We start from the raw sequence: 23,484 nt of genomic DNA, 5'->3' as shown, positions 1-23,484 counted from the left end.
ATGTGACCTCTGAAGGGTGGAAAATAGCATGAGTGCCGATGAAAACAACCTGATTTGGATCGATCTGGAGATGACAGGTCTGGACCCCGAGCGCGATCGCATTATTGAGATAGCCACGCTGGTGACGGATGCCAGCCTGAACATTCTGGCGGAAGGGCCGACGATTGCGGTACATCAATCCGATGCGCAACTGGCGTTAATGGATGACTGGAACGTGCGCACCCATACCGGCAGCGGTCTGGTGGATCGCGTTAAGGCAAGTACGATGGGCGAACGAGACGCTGAACTGGCGACGATTGAATTTCTGAAAACGTGGGTGCCTGCGGGTAAGTCGCCGATTTGCGGTAACAGCATCGGTCAGGATCGTCGTTTTCTGTTTAAATATATGCCGGAACTGGAGGCCTACTTCCACTATCGCTATCTGGATGTCAGTACGCTCAAGGAACTGGCGCGCCGCTGGAAGCCGGAGATTCTAACCGGCTTTACCAAGCAGGGCACGCACCAGGCGATGGATGATATTCGCGAGTCGGTGGCGGAGCTGGCTTACTACCGCGAGCATTTCATTAAGCTGTGAGGCGTAACATGCCGGATGGCAACGCCACAGCGTCTCATCCGGCAGCTCTCCCGCCATTGAATTACTGCGTAAACCATTTCTCCTGCATTTGCGCATATTCCGGCGATGCTTTCACCTTGTCGAGCGCGGCATTAATTTCTTGCAATAGCGCGTCGTTGCCTTTGCGTACCGCAATGCCTAACCCTTTTCCGTAGTAGTCAGGATCGCTGGCGCGTTCATCCATGATGGCGTAATCCGGATTGTTTTTTAGCCACTTACCAATCGCGGCGACATCGCCAAACACGCCCTCAAGACGGTTATTTTTCAGATCGGTAAAGGCGTTTAGATAGCTGTCATAGGCGACAGGCGTGATGGCTTGTTGTTTATCCTGCAAATAGCGCTGATGCGTTGTACCGTTTTCCAGACCGACTTTTTTGCCTTTCAGATCGGCAAAAGTGTGATAAGCCCCTTTACGCGTGACGACTACCGCCGACAAACCTTCGTAATAGGGTTGGCTAAAGGAGACCTGCTGTTCACGTTTGGGCGTCATATCCATACCGGCGATCACCGCATCAAACTTTTTGAAGCGTAGGCCGGGGATCAGACTATCAAAGCTCTGGTTAGTGAATGAGCACTCCGCTTGCATCTCTTTGCAGACCGCGTTGGCGACATCAATATCGAAACCAACAATTTTATTATCGGCATCGACAAACTCATAGGGCGCATAGGTGGCGGAGGTGCCAAAATGTAATGTTCTGGCGGAAACGGAAGCGGCGTGAACGGAGAGGCTGGCTAACAGCATGACAATAAGTTTTTTTTTCATCTTGATCCCTGATATCAATTGGATGTTGTGGTCACCGTGCTGTTCTTTTTTTGGCGCAGGGTGCTATTCTGATTCTGTGCCTTTAGGCGTGGCGTGAAAAGTTTTTTGTTGCATAGCGCACGCTTTGCTCGTTTTTTGTCTTGTTTGGTGATTTAATCAGCATTCAAACAAAAATCGCGAAAAAATGCGTTCAGGGGCTTGCAGCTAAATGGATTTCTCGTATAATGCGCCTCCCGTAACGACGCAGAAATGCGAATTACGACAGCAACAAATTTGCGGGAATAGCTCAGTTGGTAGAGCACGACCTTGCCAAGGTCGGGGTCGCGAGTTCGAGTCTCGTTTCCCGCTCCAATTCTTATCTACAGTAAAATTATCCACAACGAATATCGCGTTGGGGCACGTTTTGTTTCGCTTTCTTCGGATCCTTGTAAACAGACTTATCCACAGGGCGGTCCATTACTCCTGGAATGCAAAAAATTATACCTGACGCGTAGAATTTCTATAATCTACTGAAAAATATAGAAAAAATAAGATTTCAAAACGTTAGCGTTATTGACTGTTCCTTTTTTCCCTCTTGAATCGCAATGTGTTTTTATTTTTATACACAGCCTGTGAATAATTCAGGCATCGCGCACCAGCCCTTTTTCAATCACCCTGACCAGACGCTGTTTTTTCGGTAGCTGCACTTCAATGATGCAGGCGTTGCGCTTTTCAATTTGTTGCGCAATCGCCCATTCGATATGCTCATCGAGAAGTGGATGCTCACCCTTGCGGCTTTCCAGCGCCGTAATGACGGCATTACTCCACGGCGCATTCCCCAGCGCGACGGCAACATTGCGCAGCCAGCGTAAATGACCAATGCGCCGAATCGCAGAACCTTCAGTGACTTTCAGAAACTGCGCTTCGCTCCAGCTAAACAACTCAACCAAATCTGGGTTATGCAGCGCCTTGCGTGGGCTAAAATCTGCTTCGTCGGTCAACTGAGAGTAACGATTCCACGGACAGATAAGCTGGCAGTCATCGCAGCCGTAAATACGGTTGCCTATCAGTGGGCGAAATGCTTCCGGAATAGCGCCTTCCAGCTCAATGGTGAGATAAGAAATACAGCGCCGCGCGTCCACCGTATACGGTTCGACAATCGCCCCGGTCGGGCAAATGGTCATACAGGCGACGCATTTGCCGCAACCTTCCTCGACCGGCTGGTCGACTGGCAGCGGTAAATCAATCAACAATTCCCCCAGGAAAAAGAATGAGCCTGCCTCCCGATTAAGGATAAGTGAGTGCTTACCCGTCCAGCCAAGTCCGGCTTTTTCCGCTAATGGGCGTTCAAGAATAGGCGCAGAGTCGACAAACGGTCTAAAATTCAGCGAACCGCAGTACTGCTGGATCTGCTCGCCCAGTTTTTTAAGGCGGCTGCGTAATAGCTTGTGATAATCACGCCCCAGCGCATATCGGCTAACGTAGCCCAGCGTGGGATCCTTCAACGTACTGGCAAACGCGGCGTTGGCGGGCAGATAGTTCATGCGCACGCTGATGACACGTAGCGTACCGGGTAAGAGTTCATGAGGCCGGGCGCGCATCATACCGTGGCGCGCCATCCATGCCATCTCGCCGTGGTATTGTTTGTCCAGCCACGCCTGCAGCGCAGGTTCGGATGCGCGCAGATCGGTATCAGTAATACCGACCTGCTGAAAGCCCAGCTCCAGCCCCCACTGCTTAATATTTTGCGCTAACTGATTGAGATCGAGGGGCTTTGACATGATGGACCATAACATGAAGAAAAACCCTGTAAGTATACCACACTCCATTTGGCCCGCCGATGACATCAAACGGCTGGAACGCGATGCGGCGGATGCCTTCGGACTCACACTCTATGAATTGATGCTGCGCGCTGGCGACGCGGCATTTCGGGTAGCCCGTGACAGTTATCCTGACACCCGACACTGGCTGGTGTTGTGTGGTCATGGCAACAACGGCGGCGATGGTTACGTCGTGGCGCGACTAGCGCAAGCGGCGGGCATTAGCGTAACGTTGCTGGCGCAGGAGAGCGACAAACCGTTGCCTGAAGAAGCGGCGCAGGCGCGCGATGCCTGGCTGAATGCCGGCGGCATTATCCATGCTGCCGATATTATCTGGCCGGAAGCGACGGATCTAATTATCGACGCGCTGCTTGGCACCGGTATAGCCCAGGCGCCGCGCGACCCGGTAGCCGGTCTGATTGAACAGGCGAACGCCCATCCTGCGCCGGTTGTCGCCGTCGATATCCCGTCAGGCCTGCTGGCGCAAACGGGCGCCACGCCTGGCGCGGTGATAAGCGCCGCGCATACGGTCACGTTTATCGCCCTGAAACCAGGCCTGCTGACCGGCAAAGCGCGTGACGTTACTGGCATACTGCATTATGACGCGTTGGGACTGGAAGGCTGGCTGGCAAGCCAGACGCCGCCGCTCCGGCGTTTTGACGCGACGCAGTTGGGGCAATGGCTAACGCCGCGTCGACCGACCTCGCATAAGGGCGATCATGGTCGTCTGGCGATTATCGGCGGCGACCAGGGAACAGCGGGCGCGATTCGGATGGCTGGCGAGGCGGCGCTGCGTACGGGGGCTGGGTTGGTCAGAGTACTGACCCGCGGTGAAAACATCGCGCCGTTGCTGACGGCCCGCCCGGAACTGATGGTACATGAACTCACGCCTCAGTCGCTGGAAGAGAGCCTGACCTGGGCTGACGTTGTGGTGATCGGCCCGGGGCTTGGGCAGCAGGAATGGGGCAAAAAAGCCTTACAGAAAGTAGAAAACGTCCGTAAACCTATGCTGTGGGATGCGGATGCGTTGAACCTACTGGCAATCAATCCTGATAAACGTCACAATCGCGTGATTACGCCGCATCCGGGAGAGGCGGCCCGCCTGTTAGGATGTTCTGTGGCAGAAATTGAAAGTGATCGCTTACTTTCAGCACAGCGTCTGGTAAAACGGTACGGAGGCGTGGTCGTGTTAAAAGGCGCAGGAACGATTATCGCCGCTGAACACCACCCTCTGGCTATCATTGACGCTGGTAATGCGGGGATGGCGAGCGGCGGGATGGGCGATGTCCTGTCCGGCATCATCGGCGCATTGCTCGGACAGAAGTTTACCCCGTATGATGCGGCATGTGTGGGATGTGTGGCTCACGGCGCGGCGGCGGACTTACTGGCAGCGCGTTATGGCGCTCGCGGCATGTTGGCGACCGATCTTTTTACTACGCTGCGGCGTATTGTTAACCCTGATGTGATTGACGTAAACCATGATGAATCGAGTAATTCCGCTACCTGACGAACAGGCGACGCTAGACCTGGGGCAACGGGTAGCCAACGCCTGCGATGGCGCGACCGTTATTTATCTGTATGGCGATTTAGGTGCCGGTAAAACGACGTTTAGCCGGGGATTTTTACAGGCGTTAGGCCATAACGGTAATGTAAAAAGCCCCACCTATACGCTGGTAGAGCCTTATGCGCTTGATAACATGATGGTATATCACTTCGACTTATACCGTCTTGCGGACCCGGAGGAGCTGGAGTTTATGGGCATTCGCGATTATTTCGCCAACGACGCCATTTGTCTGGTGGAGTGGCCGCAACAAGGTAAAGGCGTTCTCCCCGACCCGGACGTCGAAATCCATATTGATTACCAGGTGCAGGGGCGTGAGGCTCGCGTAAGCGCGGTATCCTCATCGGGTCATTCGTTACTGGCGCGTTTAGCCGATTAGCTATAAAGGTGGCGGGATGATTTATCGCATCAAAAATGCCGTAATAGCAGCCTTAATCCTGCTGTGCGCGCAGGCGGGCGCCGCCAGTCTCTCTGATATTCAGGTGTCCAACGGCGAGCAGCAGGCGCGCATTACGCTGAGTTTTATCGGCGAGCCGGAATATGCTTACTCACAGGACGGTAAACGTACCGTGGCGCTGGATATCAGGCAGACCGGCGTGATTCAGGGGCTGCCGCTTCAGTTTAGCGGTAACAATCTGGTGAAAACGATCCGTGCCGGAACGCCGAAAGATGCGCAATCTTTACGGTTGCTTGTCGATCTGACGGAAAATGGTAAAACCGAGGCGGTGAAGCGGCAAAACGGCGGCAACTATACGGTCATTTTCACCATTAATGCCGATGTTCCGCCACCACCACCACCGCCTGTCGTCGCGAAACGGGTTGAAAGCGCGCCCCGTCCGACGGAGCCTGCCCGTAATCCGTTTAAATCTTCTGATGATCGCCTGACCGGCGTAACCAGCAGCAATACCGTTACGCGGCCTGCGGCGCGCGCGTCGGCAGGCGCTGGCGATAAAGTGGTGATTGCTATTGATGCCGGACATGGAGGCCAGGACCCCGGTGCGATAGGCCCGGGCGGTACGCGCGAGAAAAATGTCACCATCGCTATCGCGCGTAAGTTACGCACATTACTGAATAACGATCCGATGTTTAAAGGCGTGCTGACGCGTGACGGCGACTATTTTATTTCGGTGATGGGGCGGTCCGACGTGGCGCGTAAGCAAAACGCCAACTTCCTTGTCTCTATTCATGCGGATGCCGCGCCAAATCGCGACGCCACCGGCGCCTCCGTCTGGGTATTGTCCAATCGTCGCGCGAACAGCGAAATGGCAAACTGGCTTGAGCAGCATGAGAAGCAATCCGAACTGTTAGGCGGCGCTGGCGATGTGCTGGCGAACAGTCAGTCAGACCCTTACCTGAGCCAGGCGGTACTGGATTTGCAATTCGGTCATTCGCAGCGGGTAGGGTATGATGTGGCGACGAACGTGCTAAGCCAACTGGATGGTGTGGGGTCGCTGCATAAACGTCGCCCGGAACACGCGAGCCTGGGCGTGTTGCGTTCGCCGGATATCCCGTCCATTTTGGTGGAGACGGGCTTTATCAGTAATCACGGCGAAGAGCGATTGCTGGCGAGCGACCGCTATCAGCAGCAGATTGCTGACGCTATATACCGGGGGTTGCGTAAGTACTTTGCAGCGCATCCGATCCAGTCTGCGCCGCAGGGCGGCCCAGGCCAGACGGCCAGTACCAACCAGCCTGGCGCCATAACCGCCGCGAATTAAGGAGATTTCATGCCGATTCAGGTTCTGCCGCCGCAGCTTGCGAACCAAATCGCCGCTGGCGAAGTGGTGGAACGCCCTGCGTCGGTTGTTAAAGAGCTGGTAGAGAATAGTCTGGATGCAGGTGCCACCCGCGTTGATATCGACATCGAGCGTGGCGGCGCGAAGCTTATTCGTATTCGCGACAATGGCTGCGGCATTAAAAAAGAGGAACTGGCGCTGGCGCTGGCCCGTCATGCCACCAGTAAGATCGCCTCGCTTGACGATCTGGAAGCGATTATCAGTCTGGGATTTCGCGGCGAAGCGCTGGCCAGTATCAGTTCGGTCTCGCGTTTGACGCTAACGTCGCGCACGGCGGAGCAGGCGGAAGCCTGGCAGGCGTATGCGGAAGGGCGCGACATGGACGTGACGGTAAAACCCGCCGCGCACCCGGTCGGCACCACCCTGGAAGTTCTGGATCTCTTTTATAATACGCCCGCCCGGCGCAAATTCATGCGTACCGAAAAAACGGAATTTAATCACATCGATGAGATCATCCGTCGTATTGCATTGGCCCGTTTTGACGTCACGCTTAACCTGTCGCACAACGGCAAATTGGTACGGCAGTATCGCGCTGTCGCAAAGGACGGGCAAAAAGAGCGCCGGTTAGGCGCCATCTGCGGGACGCCGTTTCTCGAACAGGCACTGGCGATCGAGTGGCAGCATGGCGATCTGACCCTGCGCGGCTGGGTCGCCGATCCGAATCACACCACCACGGCGTTAACGGAGATCCAGTACTGCTATGTGAATGGCCGCATGATGCGCGACCGCTTGATCAACCATGCCATTCGCCAGGCCTGTGAAGATAAACTGGGCGCGGACCAACAGCCTGCGTTTGTGTTGTATCTGGAGATTGACCCGCATCAGGTGGATGTCAATGTTCATCCCGCCAAGCACGAAGTGCGTTTTCATCAATCCCGGCTGGTGCACGACTTCATCTATCAAGGGGTGCTGAGCGTTCTGCAACAGCAGACGGAAACGACGCTGCCGCTGGAGGAGATTGCGCCAGCGCCGCGGCATGTCCCGGAAAACCGTATCGCCGCCGGGCGCAACCATTTTGCTGTACCCGCCGAGCCAACTGCGGCGCGCGAGCCCGCGACACCGCGTTATTCCGGCGGCGCATCGGGCGGTAACGGCGGGCGTCAGTCCGCAGGTGGTTGGCCGCACGCGCAGCCAGGTTATCAGAAGCAGCAGGGCGAGGTTTATCGCGCGCTTTTACAGACGCCGACGACGAGCCCCGCGCCGGAGCCGGTTGCGCCTGCGCTTGACGGACATAGCCAGAGTTTTGGTCGCGTACTGACGATAGTCGGCGGTGACTGCGCGTTGCTGGAACACGCGGGGACTATCCAGCTCTTGTCGCTGCCGGTTGCGGAGCGTTGGCTGCGTCAGGCGCAGCTTACACCGGGTCAAAGTCCGGTTTGCGCGCAGCCGTTGCTGATTCCGCTGCGTTTAAAAGTGAGCGCCGATGAAAAAGCCGCGCTGCAACAAGCCCAATCTTTGTTGGGAGAATTGGGTATTGAATTTCAGTCAGATGCGCAGCATGTGACCATTCGGGCGGTGCCTTTACCCTTACGACAACAAAATTTACAAATCTTGATTCCTGAACTGATAGGCTACCTGGCGCAACAGACCACATTTGCAACGGTCAATATTGCACAATGGATAGCGCGTAATGTGCAGAGCGAACATCCGCAGTGGTCGATGGCGCAGGCCATATCGCTGCTGGCGGATGTTGAGCGGCTATGTCCGCAGCTGGTAAAAGCGCCGCCGGGTGGCCTGTTACAACCTGTTGATTTACATTCGGCGATGAACGCCCTGAAGCATGAATGATGTAAGCAAGGCGAGCCTGCCTAAGGCGATATTTTTGATGGGGCCGACGGCCTCCGGCAAAACGGCGCTGGCGATAGAACTGCGTAAAGTTTTGCCAGTAGAGTTGATAAGCGTTGATTCCGCCCTCATTTATCGGGGAATGGATATTGGCACGGCTAAGCCGAATGCCGATGAGCTGAAAGCGGCGCCGCATCGACTGCTGGATATACGCGACCCGTCGCAGGCGTATTCGGCGGCGGATTTTCGCCGCGACGCGTTAGCGCAAATGGCGGAGATCACCGCTGCGGGGCGTATCCCGCTGTTAGTGGGCGGTACCATGCTGTATTTTAAGGCATTGCTGGAAGGGTTATCGCCGTTGCCTTCAGCAGATCCGGAAGTCAGATCCCGGATAGAGCAGCAAGCAGCGGAGCTTGGATGGGAGGCGTTGCATCAGCAACTTCAGGAGATAGATCCGGTTGCCGCCGCGCGAATTCATCCAAATGATCCGCAAAGACTTTCCCGGGCACTGGAAGTTTTTTTCATTTCGGGTAAAACTTTAACGGAGCTAACGCAAACGTCAGGAGACGCGCTACCGTACCAGGTGCATCAGTTCGCTATCGCCCCGGCGAGCCGTGAACTGCTCCATCAGCGCATTGAACTGCGTTTTCATCAGATGTTGGCTTCAGGTTTTGAAGCAGAAGTCCGGGCGCTTTTTGCCCGAGGAGATTTGCATACGGACTTGCCTTCCATCCGTTGTGTGGGATACCGCCAGATGTGGTCATACATTGAGGGCGAAATCTCATATGATGAAATGGTTTATAGAGGTGTTTGCGCCACGAGACAGTTGGCGAAGCGCCAGATGACCTGGTTGCGCGGTTGGGAAGGGGTGCGCTGGCTTGACAGTGAGAATCCCGATCGGGCGCGAAAAGAAGTATTACAGGTTGTTGGTGCTATCGCAGACTGAATGTGTACAATTGAGACGTATCGTGCGCAATTTTTCAGAATCGAAAGGTTCAAAGTACAAATAAGCATATAAGGAAAAGAGAATGGCTAAGGGGCAATCTTTACAAGATCCGTTCCTGAACGCATTGCGTCGGGAACGTGTTCCAGTTTCTATTTATTTGGTGAATGGTATTAAGCTGCAAGGTCAAATCGAGTCCTTTGATCAGTTCGTGATCCTGTTGAAGAACACGGTCAGCCAGATGGTTTATAAGCACGCGATTTCTACTGTTGTCCCGTCTCGCCCGGTTTCCCATCACAGCAACAATGCCGGTGGCGGCGCCAGCAATAACTACCATCACGGTAGCAACGCGCAGGGTTCTACTGCGCAACAGGACAGCGAAGAGACTGAATAAGTTCACGCGCTGTTTATCCATGTCGGGGGCGTCGGATAATCGCCCCCGCTGGTTATTAAGAGGGTTTACGCTTGTTTGACCGTTATGATGCCGGTGAGCAGGCGGTACTGGTACACATCTATTTTTCGCAAGACAAAGATATGGAAGACCTCCAGGAGTTTGAATCTCTGGTCTCTTCCGCCGGTGTCGAAGCAATGCAGGTGATTACCGGTAGCCGTAAAGCACCGCACCCGAAGTACTTTGTAGGTGAAGGTAAGGCAGATGAAATTGCGGAAGCCGTGAAAGCGACTGGCGCAGCGGTCGTATTGTTTGATCATGCATTGAGTCCAGCCCAGGAGCGAAACCTGGAGCGTTTGTGCGAGTGCCGGGTTATCGATCGCACCGGTCTTATCTTAGATATTTTTGCCCAACGTGCGCGTACCCATGAAGGTAAGTTGCAGGTTGAGCTGGCGCAGCTACGCCATCTGGCTACGCGTCTGGTGCGTGGCTGGACCCACCTTGAACGTCAGAAAGGCGGGATTGGTTTGCGCGGTCCGGGTGAAACCCAGCTCGAAACCGACCGTCGTTTACTGCGTAATCGCATTGTGCAGATTCAGTCGCGCCTGGAGAAAGTTGAGAAGCAACGTGAGCAGGGGCGGCAGTCGCGCATCAAGGCCGACGTTCCGACGGTATCGCTGGTGGGCTATACCAACGCCGGAAAATCCACCCTTTTTAATCAGATCACTGAAGCGCGGGTCTATGCGGCAGATCAGCTATTTGCGACGCTGGACCCCACATTACGTCGTATTGATGTAGCGGATGTCGGTGAAACCGTTCTGGCGGATACGGTAGGCTTTATCCGCCATTTACCGCACGATCTGGTGGCTGCCTTTAAAGCTACCCTGCAGGAGACGCGTCAGGCGACGCTGCTGCTGCATGTGGTCGATGCGGCGGATGTTCGCGTGCAGGAAAACATCGAGGCGGTAAACACCGTTCTTGAAGAGATTGACGCTCACGAAATCCCCACCTTAATGGTGATGAACAAAATCGATATGCTGGACGACTTTGAACCGCGTATCGACAGAGATGAAGAGAATAAACCCATCCGCGTTTGGCTTTCAGCGCAAAGCGGCGTGGGGATACCACAGCTTTTTCAGGCTTTGACGGAGCGTCTTTCCGGCGAGGTGGCGCAGCATACGCTGCGTTTGCCGCCGCAGGAAGGGCGTCTGAGAAGCCGGTTTTATCAGCTTCAGGCAATAGAAAAAGAGTGGATGGAGGAAGACGGTAGCGTCAGTCTGCAGGTACGAATGCCGATTGTCGACTGGCGTCGCCTCTGTAAACAAGAACCGGCGTTGATCGAATACGTGATCTAGACGCGAAGTCATTCAGGTCGTATTGAAGCGGTAGCTGAGAGAATTTCAGGGGCTCACAACGAAGTGACCTGGGGTAAAAAAGCCGCCACTCAGGACGTAGCCTGAAAGATGATGTCTGTAACGGCGGTTCGTCTGAAGCATGGAGTAATTTCGCCTTATCCTCTGAGGTCGAAAGACAACGGGGATCACCGCATAACAAATATGGAGCACAAACATGGCGTGGAATCAGCCCGGTAATAACGGACAGGACCGCGACCCGTGGGGAAGCAGCAAACCTGGCAGCAACTCTGGGGGAAATGGAAACAAAGGTGGCCGCGATCAGGGACCTCCCGATCTGGATGATATCTTCCGTAAGCTGAGTAAAAAACTCGGTGGTTTTGGGGGCGGTAAAGGCACCGGTTCCGGCGGCGGTAGCTCATCGCAAGGCCCGCGTCCGCAACTGGGAGGCCGTATTGTCGCCATCGCCGCGGCGGCAGTAGTCATTATCTGGGCGGCCAGCGGTTTTTATACCATTAAAGAAGCCGAGCGCGGCGTTGTCACGCGTTTTGGTAAATTCAGCCATCTGGTAGAGCCAGGTCTGAACTGGAAGCCGACATTTATTGACGACGTTACGCCGGTGAACGTCGAAGCGGTGCGCGAACTGGCGGCGTCAGGCGTGATGCTGACGTCTGATGAAAACGTCGTGCGCGTTGAAATGAACGTGCAATACCGCGTCACCGATCCGCAGAAATATCTGTTTAGCGTGACCAGCCCGGACGATAGCCTGCGTCAGGCCACCGACAGCGCGCTGCGTGGCGTCATTGGCAAATACACGATGGATCGCATCCTGACCGAAGGCCGTACCGTTATTCGTAGCGATACCCAACGCGAGCTGGAAGAGACTATCAAACCGTACAACATGGGGATTACCCTGCTGGACGTGAACTTCCAGGCTGCGCGCCCGCCGGAAGAGGTGAAAGCCGCCTTTGACGACGCGATTGCCGCACGTGAAAACGAGCAGCAGTACATTCGTGAAGCGGAAGCGTATACCAACGAAGTTCAGCCGCGCGCCAACGGTCAGGCGCAGCGTATTCTGGAAGAGGCACGCGCCTATAAAACCCAGACTATCCTGGAAGCGCAGGGTGAAGTCGCCCGGTTTGCGAAGATTTTGCCGGAATATAAAGCCGCGCCGCAGATTACACGCGAGCGTCTGTATATTGAAACGATGGAAAAAGTGCTGAGCCATACCCGTAAAGTACTGGTTAACGACAAGAGCGGTAATTTAATGGTGCTGCCGTTAGATCAGATGCTGAAAGGCGGGAATGCGCCGGCGGCAAAGAGCGACAATAGCGCCAGCAACCTGCTGCGCCTGCCGCCGTCCACAAAGTCTAACGCCAGCGGAGCAAGCAACACGTCGTCCTCAAATCAGGGCGATATTATGGACCAACGCCGCGCGAATGCGCAGCGTAACGACTACCAGCGTCAGGGGGAATAACGATGCGTAAGTCAGTTATTGCGATTATCATCATCGTGCTGGTAGTGCTCTACATGTCCGTCTTTGTGGTCAAAGAGGGCGAGCGCGGCATTACGCTGCGTTTTGGTAAAGTTCTGCGTGACGATGAGAACAAACCGCTGGTTTACGCGCCGGGTCTGCACTTTAAGATCCCGTTTATTGAATCAGTGAAAATGCTTGATGCGCGTATCCAGACGATGGATAACCAGGCCGATCGCTTTGTGACTAAAGAGAAGAAAGACCTGATTGTCGACTCCTACATCAAATGGCGTATCAGCGACTTTAGCCGTTACTATCTGGCGACCGGCGGCGGCGATATTTCGCAAGCCGAAGTGCTGTTAAAACGTAAATTCTCGGACCGTTTGCGTTCTGAGATTGGTCGCCTGGACGTAAAAGACATTGTGACCGATTCTCGTGGTCGTCTGACTCTGGAAGTGCGCGACGCGCTGAACTCCGGTTCAGCCGGTACCGATGATGAAGTAGCGACCCCGGCGGCGGATGACGCGATTGCCGAAGCGGCGGAACGCGTCACGGCGGAAACCAAAGGTAAAGTACCGGTCATCAACCCGAACAGTATGGCGGCGTTGGGTATCGAAGTGGTCGATGTGCGTATTAAGCAGATCAACCTGCCGACCGAGGTTTCTGAGGCGATTTACAACCGTATGCGCGCCGAGCGTGAAGCGGTCGCGCGTCGTCATCGTTCACAAGGTCAGGAAGAAGCGGAAAAACTGCGTGCGGCTGCTGACTATGAGGTGACGAAAACTCTGGCGGAAGCCGAGCGTCAGGGGCGTATCATGCGTGGTGAAGGTGATGCTGAAGCCGCGAAGCTGTTTGCCGACGCGTTCAGCCAGGACCCTGATTTCTACGCGTTCATTCGTAGTCTGCGCGCTTACGAGAAGAGCTTCGAAGGTAATCAGGACGTGATGGTACTGAGCCCGGACAGCGATTTCTTCCGCTACATGAAGACACCGAGTTCGACGACACGCTAAAATAGCGTCAGCGGTTTTAGACCAGCAAAACCACCGCATCCAAAGGATGCCGGTGGTTTTCTTTTATAAGGGCGATAAATGAATTCAACAATTTGGCTGGCGCTTGCTCTGGTATTAGTCCTCGAAGGGCTGGGACCGATGCTGTATCCCGGCGCATGGAAAAAAATGGTTTCGGCACTGGCGCAACTGCCGGAAAATGTTTTACGACGTTTTGGCGGCGGACTTGTGGTTGCGGGAGTTGTGGTCTACTACATGTTGAGGAAAACGATTGGCTGAGCAAAAAGTGGTCGGATTTGCCGCAGATTGAGTGCAAAAAGTGCTGTATATCTGAAAAAGCGATGGTAGAATCCATTTTTAAGCAAACGGTGATTTTGAAAAATGGGTAACAACGTCGTCGTACTGGGCACCCAATGGGGTGACGAAGGTAAAGGAAAGATCGTCGATCTTCTGACTGAACGGGCTAAATATGTTGTACGCTACCAGGGCGGTCACAACGCAGGCCATACTCTCGTAATCAACGGTGAAAAAACCGTTCTCCATCTTATTCCATCAGGTATTCTTCGCGAGAATGTAACCAGCATCATCGGTAACGGTGTCGTGCTGTCTCCGAGCGCGCTGATGAAAGAGATGAAAGAACTGGAAGACCGTGGCATCCCCGTTCGTGAGCGTCTGCTGCTGTCTGAAGCCTGTCCGCTGATCCTTGATTATCACGTTGCGCTGGATAACGCGCGTGAGAAAGCGCGTGGCGCGAAAGCGATCGGCACCACCGGTCGTGGAATCGGGCCTGCTTATGAAGATAAAGTGGCACGTCGCGGTCTGCGTGTTGGTGACCTTTTCGACAAAGAAACCTTCGCTGAAAAACTGAAAGAAGTGATGGAATATCACAACTTCCAGTTGGTTAACTACTACAAAGTTGAAGCGGTTGATTACCAGAAAGTTCTGGATGATACGATGGCTGTTGCCGACATCCTGACTTCTATGGTTGTTGACGTTTCGGACCTGCTCGACCAGGCGCGTCAGCGTGGCGATTTCGTCATGTTTGAAGGTGCGCAGGGTACCCTGCTGGATATCGACCACGGTACTTATCCGTATGTAACTTCTTCTAACACCACTGCAGGTGGCGTGGCGACCGGTTCCGGCCTGGGCCCGCGTTATGTTGATTACGTTCTGGGTATCCTCAAAGCTTACTCCACTCGTGTAGGTGCAGGTCCGTTCCCGACTGAGCTGTTTGATGAAACCGGCGAGTTCCTCTGCAAGCAGGGTAACGAATACGGCGCTACTACCGGCCGTCGTCGTCGTACCGGCTGGCTGGACACCGTTGCCGTTCGTCGTGCGGTACAGCTGAACTCCCTGTCTGGCTTCTGCCTGACCAAACTGGACGTGTTGGATGGCCTGAAAGAGGTGAAACTCTGCGTGGCTTACCGTATGCCGGATGGTCGGGAAGTGACTACCACTCCGCTGGCAGCTGACGACTGGAAAGGTGTAGAGCCGATTTACGAAACCATGCCGGGCTGGTCTGAATCCACCTTCGGCGTGAAAGATCGTAGCGGTCTGCCGCAGGCGGCGCTGAACTACATCAAGCGTATTGAAGAACTGACCGGCGTGCCGATTGATATTATTTCTACCGGCCCCGATCGTACTGAGACGATGATTCTGCGCGATCCGTTCGACGCGTAATTGATGGATGATGCCCGGTAACGCTACGCTTACCGGGTACTATGATGAGTACGCATTTGTTGGCCGGATAAGATGCTTTGCATCACCCTTCGGCTCAAATGCGTCATTGTTCCCCGCTTTTTTCCTTCCTGAACCGAAATAAATTAGCAGCCTGACAGGTGGCTGGTTTATCATCAATACAGATAAGTTATATCCCGTTTTCCCTTTTCCTGAGGTTGATGTGCAGTTAACGAGTTTCACCGATTACGGCTTACGTGCGCTAATCTATATGGCGTCGTTACCAGATGGACGAATGACCAGCATTTCTGAGGTGACAGAAGTCTACGGCGTGTCCCGTAATCATATGGTCAAAATTATCAATCAGCTTAGCCGGGCGGGCTTTGTCACCGCCGTTCGGGGAAAAAATGGCGGTATCCGCCTGGGTAAACCGGCTAATACTATTTGTATTGGCGATGTGGTGCGTGAGCTGGAACCCTTATCACTGGTCAACTGTAGCAGCGAATTTTGCCACATCACCCCTGCCTGTCGTCTGAAACAGGCGCTTTCTAAGGCCGTGCAGAGTTTTCTCAAGGAGCTGGATAACTACACGCTTGCCGATTTGGTTGAAGAGAATCAACCGCTTTATAAATTATTACTGGTGGAGTGAAGTAAACTTCATTAGAGATGACAATGGAGGAACCTCAATGTCACAAGATCCTTTCCAGGAACGCGAAGCAGAAAAATACGCGAATCCTATCCCGAGCCGGGAATTTATCCTCGAACATTTAACGAAACGTGAAAAACCGGCCAGTCGCGAAGAACTGGCCGTAGAACTGAATATTGAAGGCGAAGAGCAGCTTGAAGCCTTGCGTCGCCGCCTGCGCGCGATGGAGCGCGACGGACAACTGGTCTTTACCCGCCGCCAGTGCTATGCGCTGCCGGAACGCCTCGACCTGCTGAAAGGCACCGTGATCGGTCATCGTGATGGTTACGGTTTCTTACGTGTCGAAGGCCGCAAAGACGATCTGTATCTTTCCAGCGAGCAGATGAAAACCTGTATTCATGGCGATCAGGTGCTGGCGCAGCCGCTGGGCGCCGATCGTAAAGGTCGCCGCGAAGCGCGTATCGTCCGTGTACTGGTACCGAAAACCAGTCAGATAGTCGGACGTTATTTCACCGATGCGGGCGTCGGCTTTGTAGTGCCGGACGACAGCCGTCTCAGCTTCGACATTCTTATCCCGCCAGAAGACGTCATGGGCGCGCGGATGGGGTTCGTGGTCGTGGTTGAACTGACCCAACGTCCAACTCGCCGTACTAAAGCGGTAGGGAAAATCGTCGAAGTGCTGGGCGACAATATGGGCACCGGTATGGCGGTTGATATGGCGCTGCGTACCCATGAAATACCTTACATCTGGCCGCAGGCGGTAGAGCAGCAGGTCGCCGGGCTGAAAGAAGAGGTGCCGGAAGAGGCGAAAGTCGGTCGTGTTGATCTGCGTGATTTGCCACTGGTCACTATTGATGGCGAAGATGCCCGTGACTTTGACGACGCGGTTTACTGTGAGAAAAAACGCGGCGGCGGCTGGCGTTTGTGGGTCGCTATTGCTGACGTGAGCTATTATGTACGGCCGCCAACGCCGCTGGATCGCGAGGCGCGCAATCGCGGCACGTCGGTTTACTTCCCGTCACAGGTTGTCCCAATGTTGCCGGAGGTGCTCTCCAACGGCCTGTGTTCGCTAAACCCGCAGGTTGACAGGCTGTGTATGGTCTGTGAAATGACCATCTCGGCGAAAGGTCGGCTGACCGGCTACAAATTCTATGAAGCGGTGATGAGCTCCCATGCGCGTCTGACCTATACCAAAGTCTGGCATATGCTGCAGGGCGATCAGGATCTGCGTGAACAATATGCGCCGTTGGTGAAGCATATTGAAGAGCTGCACAACCTCTACAAAGTGCTGGATAAAGCGCGTGAAGAGCGCGGGGGGATCTCGTTTGAGAGCGAAGAGGCGAAGTTTATCTTTAACGCCGAACGTCGCATTGAGCGTATCGAACAGACCCAGCGTAATGACGCGCATAAGCTTATCGAAGAGTGCATGATCATGGCGAATATCTCGGCGGCGCGCTTTGTCGAAAAAGCTAAAGAGCCGGCGTTATTCCGTATTCATGATAAGCCCACCACCGAAGCGATCACCTCATTCCGCTCCGTACTGGCGGAGCTGGGGTTGGAGCTGCCGGGCGGAAACAAACCGGAACCGCGCGATTATGCCGAACTGCTTGAATCGATTGCCGACCGGCCGGACGCCGAAATGCTGCAAACTATGCTGCTGCGTTCAATGAAGCAGGCGATTTACGATCCGGAAAACCGCGGGCACTTTGGCCTGGCGTTGCAGTCTTATGCGCACTTTACCTCGCCGATTCGCCGCTATCCGGATCTTTCTTTGCACCGCGCCATTAAGTACCTGTTGGCGAAAGAGCAAGGGAACAAGGGCAACACCACAGAAACGGGCGGTTATCACTACTCGATGGAAGAGATGTTGCAGCTCGGCCAACACTGTTCGATGGCGGAACGCCGCGCTGATGAAGCGACGCGTGATGTCTCCGACTGGCTGAAATGTGATTTTATGCTGGATCAGGTAGGCAACGTCTTTAAGGGCGTGATTGCCAGCGTCACCGGTTTCGGCTTCTTTGTCCGTCTTGATGAACTGTTTATCGATGGGCTGGTACACGTTTCCTCACTGGATAACGATTACTATCGTTTCGATCAGGTAGGGCAACGCCTGATTGGCGAGTCCGGCGGCCAGACATATCGCCTGGGCGACCGGGTCGAGGTACGCGTCGAAGCGGTGAATATGGACGAACGGAAAATTGACTTTAGCCTGATCTCCAGCGAGCGCGCACCGCGTAACGTCGGCAAAACGGTGCGTGAAAAAGCGAAAAAAGGTGAAAGTAAAAACGCCGGTAAACGTCGTCAGGTAGGTAAAAAAGTTAACTTCGAGCCTGATAGCGCCTTCCGCGGCGAGAAAAAAGCGAAGCCGAAAGCAGCGAAAAAAGACGCGCGAAAAGCAAAAAAGCCATCGGCTAAAACGCAGAAAATAGCCGCAGCGACCAAAGCGAAGCGTGCGGCGAAGAAAAAAGCGGCAGAGTGAGCAATACCCTCTTCAAACAGAAGAGGGTGAATTATCTGTAGGCCGGGCAAGCGTAGCGCCCCCGGCAAAACGTAAACAATGAGTACATTAATGAGCGAAATGATTTACGGCATCCACGCAGTGCAGGCCCTGCTGGAGCGCGCCCCTGAACGTTTTCAGGAAGTCTTTATTTTAAAAGGCCGTGAAGATAAACGTCTGTTGCCGCTGATTCACGCCCTTGAGTCCCAGGGCGTGGTTATCCAACTGGCAAACCGCCAATATCTCGACGAGAAAAGCGACGGTGCCGTGCATCAGGGTATTATCGCTCGCGTGAAACCAGGCCGGCAGTATCAGGAAAACGATCTGCCGGATCTGATCGCATTACACGATCGCCCCTTTTTGTTGATCCTTGATGGCGTCACCGATCCGCATAATCTTGGCGCCTGTCTGCGCAGCGCCGATGCCGCTGGCGTACATGCGGTAATCGTGCCGAAAGACCGCTCCGCGCAACTTAACGCGACGGCGAAGAAAGTCGCCTGCGGCGCAGCGGAAAGCGTGCCGTTGATCCGCGTCACCAACCTGGCGCGCACGATGCGCATGTTGCAGGAAGAGAATATCTGGATTGTCGGGACGGCGGGCGAGGCTGACCATACGCTGTATCAGAGCAAAATGCCTGGCCGCATGGCGCTGGTCATGGGCGCAGAAGGTGAAGGTATGCGTCGTCTGACCCGTGAGCACTGCGATGAGCTGATCAGCATTCCTATGGCTGGTAGCGTGTCGTCGCTGAATGTCTCTGTGGCGACCGGGATTTGTCTGTTTGAAGCCGTTCGCCAGCGAACCTGACGCTAATAGTATTTTTTAAGAAAAAACCATCCATAATCGGATGGTTTTTTTTTATCTCTGGCTGGTAATATAAAAAGAAAAACCTACCCTGTAATTTCTTTTATTTATAAAAATGAGATAGAGATAAAAATATGGCATGGACTCCACGGACGCTGGCGGATGCATTAAACAACATCGCCGAATTAGATATTGATATAGAAAATAATGAATCTTCATTAATAATAAAAATGAATGATTATGGCGATTTATCACTGGCGGTTTTATTTACCTCGCAACAAATAGTTATCGAGACTTATATCTGTCCGGTAAATACGATTAGAGATACCGCGGAATTTAATCTTTTCTTGCTGAGAAATCAGAAGGTTTTACCGCTGTCTTCGGTCGGTATTACCCAGGTAAAACAGGAGGAATATTATGTCGCTTTTGGCGCGTTGTCGTTAAATTCGTCGCTTGCCGACGTGACGCTGGAAATCACCACGCTTGTAGAAAATGCGTTGGATATCGCTGAAATAACACAAGTCTATTCACAGGAATAATACAGGCGGCTTACATGGGAATTTTAAAAAGTTTGTTCACGTTAGGTAAATCATTCGTTGCTCAGGCAGAAGACGCCATTGATGAAGCGCAGGGTGTACGTATGCTGGAGCAGCATATTCGCGACGCAAAAGCCGAGCTGGATAAAGCGGGTAAATCCAGAGTGGATTTATTGGCGCGGGTGAAGCTAAGCCATGACAAGCTGAATGATTTACGTGAGCGTAAAGCCAGCCTTGAAACACGGGCGTTGGCGGCAATGAGTAAGAATGTCGACGCCGCTTTACTCAACGAAGTGGCGGAAGAGATAGCCCGTCTGGAAAATGCCATTCTTGCCGAAGAACAGGTGCTGACTAATCTGGAAGCCTCTCGCGATGCGGTGGAGAAGGCAGTAACGGCGACAGGCCAGCGGATTGCGCAGTTTGAGCAGCAACTTGAAGTGGTTAAGGCGACAGAAGCCATGCAGCGCGCCCAGCAGGCGGTGACGACTTCGACCGTCGGAGCCGCGTCGAATGTGTCTACGGCGGCGGAGTCGCTTAAACGTTTACAAACGCGTCAGGCTGAACGCCAGGCCCGGCTGGATGCCGCCGCGCAGCTGGAAAAAGTCGCCGATGGACGCGACCTGGACGAAAAACTGGCGCAGGCCGGTATTGGCGCAACCAACAAAAGCTGCGCCCAGGATGTGCTGGCGCGCTTGCAGCGTCAACAAGGCGAGTAATGCTCTTTACATGGATGGTCAAAACCTGCCAGCGGCATTTGTCCAGACTGACCTGGCCTGTTTATCGGGCAGTATCTGCTTTGTTATCGGTAGCGCGAAAGCGCGCTACCGTGCTGAGCTCGTCGCTTTCATACGAGACGGCACATGAATGCGCGATCTCAAATGGCATTATGCCTAACGACAATCGCATTCTGGCTGAAGAGGTCGCATGGCAAGAGATAGAGGTTCCCCTATGATGCAATTTTTTCAGCGTTTGCTCGGTAAAACAAGCGCGCCAGCGCCGATTCGCGGACCATTAGGATTACATCTTAACGCCGGTTTCACGCTGGATACGCTGGCATTCCGGCTACTGGAGTCGTCGTTGCTGGTGGCGCTACCGGGTGAAAAATACACTGTCGCGGCAGTTAGTCGCATAGATTTAGGCGGCGGCAGTCAGATTTTTCGCTACTACACCTCTGGCGATGAGTTTTTGCAAATTAACACCACTGGCGGCACAGATGTTGACGACATTGATGACATCAAACTTTTTGTATATGAGGAAAGTTTCGGTATTAACGAGGAACGTCACTGGCGTTCAGCCATTGCGCCAGCGGCAATAGGGCCGATGACGCTCAACTGGCAAGAACGGCGCTGGCAGCGCTTTTTTAACCATGAAGAGCCGGGCAATATTGAACCTGTCTATATGCTGGAAAAGGTTGAAAATCAGCAGTCAGAGAAATGGGACGTTCACAATTTTACGATGGGCTTCCAGCGCCAGGTGATGGACGACGCCTGGGAGTATCTTCTATTGAACGGGGAAGAATCATTTAACGAGCGCGGTGAGCCTGAATGGGTGTTTTCACGCGCCCTCGGCGTGGATATCCCGCTCACCTCACTGACGGTTATTGGTTAAGCACATACAGGGAAATTATGCATATACTGGACGCATTACTGGCTTTCTGCGCCTATTTTTTTATTGGCGCGGCAATGGTCATCGCATTTCTTTTTATTTACTCAAAGATAACACCGCATAATGAATGGCAGTTGATAAAAAATAACAATACTGCGGCATCGCTGGCCTTTAGCGGTACGTTGCTGGGCTATGTCATCCCCTTATCCAGCGCGGCGATAAACTCGGTCAGCATCCCGGACTATTTTGCCTGGGGCGGCATTGCGCTGGTGATTCAGCTGCTGATTTATGGCTGCGTAAGGTTATACATGCCTACGCTGAGCGAAAAAATTATTCATCACAACGTGGCGGCGGGGCTATTTATGGGAACCGCAGCGCTGGCTGGCGGTATTTTTAACGCTGCCTGTATGACATGGTAACGGAAGATCATGGCAAAAAAACGAAAATCCAGAAGCACATCCGGCGTAGGCCATTCGGCAATAAGACGGATAGCCGAACCGGTTAATCCCTTTGAGCGGCAACGAAATCGCTACACGCCAAAATGCCTGACGCTGGCGATTATGGGCGGAGCGGCCTTTTTTCTCCTGAAAGGGTGCGGTGATGGCGGCAATACTGACAACGACGGCGATGGGACGTTTTACGCCACGGTGAACGACTGTATTGACGATGGCAATAGCGCCAGCGTTTGCGCTGACGGCTGGAATAATGCGAAAACAGAATTTTACGCGAATGTGCCTAAGCAATTGACGCAGGAGAGCTGTCAGTCGCAGTTTGGCGATTGCTACTTTGATAGCACCGATCGGAGTTGGGTTCCGGTATTAAGCGGCTTTTTGCTCAGCCGCGCGATTCGTCAAAACCGTGACGAACAATACATCTATAGCAGCGGCGGTTCATCCTACGCCTCCCGTCCCGTCTGGCGCACCACGTCCGGCGATTATGCGTGGCGCAGCGGTACAGGGAAAAGCGATACCGCGACCAGCCCTGGTTATACGACACGGAAAGCGTCCACCGTCTCCCGCGGCGGCTATGGCCGTTCTTCCAGCGCCCGCGGGCACTGGGGAGGCTAACCATGCTACGACATAACGTACCGGTACGCCGGGATCTGGATAAGATCGCCTGCGATCACGGTTTTGACTTTCATGTTATCGATAACGAAATTTACTGGGATGAAAGCCGGGCCTACCGTTTTACATTACGGCAAATTGAAGAACAGATCGAAAAACCGACCGCAGAGCTTCATCAGATGTGTCTGGAGGTTGTCGAGCGGACCGTCCGGGATGAGCAGATCATGCAGCAGTTGGCGATCCCGCCATTGTACTGGGATGTCATCGCCGAAAGTTGGCGCAGCCGCGATCCTTCGCTTTACGGGCGGATGGATTTCGTCTGGTGCGGCAAAGATCCGGTTAAATTGCTGGAATACAACGCGGATACGCCGACATCGCTCTATGAGTCCTCCTACTTTCAATGGCTATGGCTGGAGGATGCCCGTCGTAGCGGCGCCATTCCGCGTGATGCCGATCAATACAACGCGATACAGGAGCGGCTGATCGCCCGCTTCAGCGAGCTGTACAGTCGGGAACCGCTCTACTTTTGCTGTTGTGAAGATACCGACGAAGATCGCACGACGGTGCTGTACCTTCAGGATTGTGCGCAGCAGGCGGGCCAGGAAACGCGATTTATCTATATTGAAGAACTGGGGCTTGGCGTAGGCGGCGTGCTGACCGATCTGGACGATAACGTGATTCGCCGCGCCTTTAAGCTCTACCCGCTGGAATGGATGATGCGCGATGACAACGGCCCGCTACTGCGAAAACGGCGTGAGCAATGGATTGAGCCATTGTGGAAAAGTATTCTGAGTAACAAAGGGCTGTTGCCGTTATTGTGGCGCTTTTTCCCTGGCCATCCGAATCTGCTACCGGCCTGGTTTGAGGGCGAAAAATCGCTCGCAGCGCCAGGCGAAAGCAGCGTACGGAAGCCGATTTATTCACGTGAAGGCGGCAACGTCACGATTTTCGACGAGCGGCAAAATGTTATCGATCATGCCGACGGCGACTACGCTGACGAGCCGATGATTTACCAGGCGTTTCAGCCTTTGCCGCGCTTTGGCGATAGCTATACGCTGATTGGCAGTTGGATCATTGACGATGAAGCCGCCGGGATGGGGATTCGCGAGGACAATACGCTAATTACCAAAGACACTTCCCGTTTCGTCCCACATTATATTGCCGGTTAATCATA

Annotated in this window: 23 protein-coding genes, 1 tRNA gene and 1 pseudogene; 23 read left to right on the top strand and 2 right to left on the bottom strand. The window is 53.8% G+C overall.

What is annotated here, in order from left to right; translation table 11 throughout:
* The first annotated feature begins 28 nt into the window (after positions 1-28).
* Entirely contained in the window at positions 29-574 is a 546-nt protein-coding gene (gene orn / locus ACLD3P_RS10785; RefSeq protein ID WP_023207253.1) for an oligoribonuclease, read from the top strand.
* A gap of 61 nt (positions 575-635) precedes the next feature.
* Here orn and ACLD3P_RS10780 read toward each other — a convergent pair whose 3' ends face one another.
* The gene (locus tag ACLD3P_RS10780; protein WP_000727892.1) at positions 636-1,376 is read right to left on the bottom strand and encodes an arginine ABC transporter substrate-binding protein; all 741 of its coding nucleotides are present in this window, start codon (positions 1,374-1,376) and stop codon (positions 636-638) included.
* Positions 1,377-1,651: 275 nt separating this feature from the next.
* On the opposite strand from ACLD3P_RS10780, the gene ACLD3P_RS10775 reads away from it, so the two are divergent.
* Positions 1,652-1,727, top strand: a tRNA-Gly gene (locus ACLD3P_RS10775).
* Between the two features lie 269 nt (positions 1,728-1,996).
* Here ACLD3P_RS10775 and queG read toward each other — a convergent pair.
* Positions 1,997-3,136 (bottom strand): tRNA epoxyqueuosine(34) reductase QueG, encoded by a 1,140-nt coding sequence (queG, locus tag ACLD3P_RS10770; protein ID WP_001615111.1) that lies wholly within the window; start codon positions 3,134-3,136, stop codon positions 1,997-1,999.
* On the opposite strand from queG, the gene nnr reads away from it, so the two are divergent.
* From nnr to ACLD3P_RS10665, 21 genes and pseudogenes are all read left to right on the top strand, one after another.
* Positions 3,135-4,682: a bifunctional ADP-dependent NAD(P)H-hydrate dehydratase/NAD(P)H-hydrate epimerase gene (gene nnr / locus ACLD3P_RS10765; RefSeq protein ID WP_000968675.1), complete on the top strand. Its 1,548-nt coding sequence runs from the start codon at positions 3,135-3,137 to the stop codon at positions 4,680-4,682. The two genes, queG and nnr, sit on opposite strands and share 2 nt — an antisense overlap.
* The gene (gene tsaE, locus ACLD3P_RS10760; protein ID WP_024797373.1) at positions 4,654-5,115 is read left to right on the top strand and encodes a tRNA (adenosine(37)-N6)-threonylcarbamoyltransferase complex ATPase subunit type 1 TsaE; all 462 of its coding nucleotides are present in this window, start codon (positions 4,654-4,656) and stop codon (positions 5,113-5,115) included. The genes nnr and tsaE overlap by 29 nt, the downstream gene beginning before the upstream one ends.
* Positions 5,116-5,131: 16 nt before the next feature.
* Positions 5,132-6,454 carry an N-acetylmuramoyl-L-alanine amidase AmiB gene (amiB, locus tag ACLD3P_RS10755; RefSeq protein WP_000640354.1) on the top strand — a complete coding sequence of 441 codons (1,323 nt, stop codon included), beginning with the start codon at positions 5,132-5,134 and terminating at the stop codon, positions 6,452-6,454.
* Positions 6,455-6,463: 9 nt separating this feature from the next.
* The gene (mutL, locus tag ACLD3P_RS10750; protein WP_001647235.1) at positions 6,464-8,320 is read left to right on the top strand and encodes a DNA mismatch repair endonuclease MutL; all 1,857 of its coding nucleotides are present in this window, start codon (positions 6,464-6,466) and stop codon (positions 8,318-8,320) included.
* Positions 8,313-9,263, top strand: a complete 951-nt coding sequence (miaA, locus tag ACLD3P_RS10745; protein WP_001000734.1) for a tRNA (adenosine(37)-N6)-dimethylallyltransferase MiaA — start codon at positions 8,313-8,315, stop codon at positions 9,261-9,263. Before mutL ends, miaA begins: the two co-directional genes overlap by 8 nt.
* 82 nt (positions 9,264-9,345) lie before the next feature.
* A complete protein-coding gene (gene hfq, locus ACLD3P_RS10740) occupies positions 9,346-9,654 on the top strand; it encodes an RNA chaperone Hfq (protein ID WP_001051875.1) in 309 nt (102 codons plus the stop codon).
* A 71-nt stretch (positions 9,655-9,725) separates the two neighbouring features.
* The gene (hflX, locus tag ACLD3P_RS10735; RefSeq protein WP_131046681.1) at positions 9,726-11,006 is read left to right on the top strand and encodes a ribosome rescue GTPase HflX; all 1,281 of its coding nucleotides are present in this window, start codon (positions 9,726-9,728) and stop codon (positions 11,004-11,006) included.
* Between the two features lie 214 nt (positions 11,007-11,220).
* Positions 11,221-12,480, top strand: coding sequence for an FtsH protease activity modulator HflK (gene hflK, locus ACLD3P_RS10730; RefSeq protein ID WP_000312505.1), 1,260 nt, complete (start codon positions 11,221-11,223; stop codon positions 12,478-12,480).
* Positions 12,481-12,482: 2 nt separating this feature from the next.
* Entirely contained in the window at positions 12,483-13,487 is a 1,005-nt protein-coding gene (hflC, locus tag ACLD3P_RS10725; protein WP_001232417.1) for a protease modulator HflC, read from the top strand.
* A 78-nt stretch (positions 13,488-13,565) separates the two neighbouring features.
* Positions 13,566-13,763 (top strand): DUF2065 domain-containing protein, encoded by a 198-nt coding sequence (locus tag ACLD3P_RS10720; RefSeq protein ID WP_001089290.1) that lies wholly within the window; start codon positions 13,566-13,568, stop codon positions 13,761-13,763.
* Positions 13,764-13,865: 102 nt separating this feature from the next.
* Positions 13,866-15,164 (top strand): adenylosuccinate synthase, encoded by a 1,299-nt coding sequence (gene purA / locus ACLD3P_RS10715; RefSeq protein WP_000527976.1) that lies wholly within the window; start codon positions 13,866-13,868, stop codon positions 15,162-15,164.
* Between the two features lie 220 nt (positions 15,165-15,384).
* Entirely contained in the window at positions 15,385-15,810 is a 426-nt protein-coding gene (gene nsrR, locus ACLD3P_RS10710) for a nitric oxide-sensing transcriptional repressor NsrR (protein WP_001177632.1), read from the top strand.
* A 37-nt stretch (positions 15,811-15,847) separates the two neighbouring features.
* The gene (gene rnr, locus ACLD3P_RS10705) at positions 15,848-18,286 is read left to right on the top strand and encodes a ribonuclease R (RefSeq protein WP_131046680.1); all 2,439 of its coding nucleotides are present in this window, start codon (positions 15,848-15,850) and stop codon (positions 18,284-18,286) included.
* Between the two features lie 90 nt (positions 18,287-18,376).
* On the top strand, positions 18,377-19,108 hold the full coding sequence (gene rlmB, locus ACLD3P_RS10700; RefSeq protein ID WP_001293274.1) for a 23S rRNA (guanosine(2251)-2'-O)-methyltransferase RlmB: 732 nt from the start codon (positions 18,377-18,379) through the stop codon (positions 19,106-19,108).
* A gap of 131 nt (positions 19,109-19,239) precedes the next feature.
* On the top strand, positions 19,240-19,644 hold the full coding sequence (locus ACLD3P_RS10695; RefSeq protein ID WP_131046679.1) for a YjfI family protein: 405 nt from the start codon (positions 19,240-19,242) through the stop codon (positions 19,642-19,644).
* Between the two features lie 14 nt (positions 19,645-19,658).
* Positions 19,659-20,357, top strand: coding sequence for a PspA/IM30 family protein (locus ACLD3P_RS10690; protein WP_076727905.1), 699 nt, complete (start codon positions 19,659-19,661; stop codon positions 20,355-20,357).
* Positions 20,357-20,444: pseudogene (locus ACLD3P_RS10685) on the top strand (hypothetical protein); the annotation flags it as partial. The gene ACLD3P_RS10690 and the pseudogene ACLD3P_RS10685, both read left to right, overlap by 1 nt.
* A gap of 121 nt (positions 20,445-20,565) precedes the next feature.
* The gene (locus ACLD3P_RS10680; protein WP_131046678.1) at positions 20,566-21,249 is read left to right on the top strand and encodes a YjfK family protein; all 684 of its coding nucleotides are present in this window, start codon (positions 20,566-20,568) and stop codon (positions 21,247-21,249) included.
* Between the two features lie 17 nt (positions 21,250-21,266).
* On the top strand, positions 21,267-21,665 hold the full coding sequence (locus tag ACLD3P_RS10675; RefSeq protein WP_000547736.1) for a DUF350 domain-containing protein: 399 nt from the start codon (positions 21,267-21,269) through the stop codon (positions 21,663-21,665).
* A gap of 9 nt (positions 21,666-21,674) precedes the next feature.
* The gene (locus tag ACLD3P_RS10670; RefSeq protein WP_024797780.1) at positions 21,675-22,313 is read left to right on the top strand and encodes a DUF1190 domain-containing protein; all 639 of its coding nucleotides are present in this window, start codon (positions 21,675-21,677) and stop codon (positions 22,311-22,313) included.
* 2 nt (positions 22,314-22,315) lie between these two features.
* A complete protein-coding gene (locus ACLD3P_RS10665; RefSeq protein WP_131046677.1) occupies positions 22,316-23,479 on the top strand; it encodes a glutathionylspermidine synthase family protein in 1,164 nt (387 codons plus the stop codon).
* Positions 23,480-23,484: the final 5 nt, after the last annotated feature.

Origin of the sequence: Salmonella sp. 741265073_HBA (assembly GCF_046569105.1) — a bacterium.
Lineage (GTDB): Bacteria > Pseudomonadota > Gammaproteobacteria > Enterobacterales > Enterobacteriaceae > Salmonella > Salmonella enterica.
Note: the sequence above shows the minus strand (reverse complement) of the source record. Positions and strands in the feature narration are given on the sequence as shown.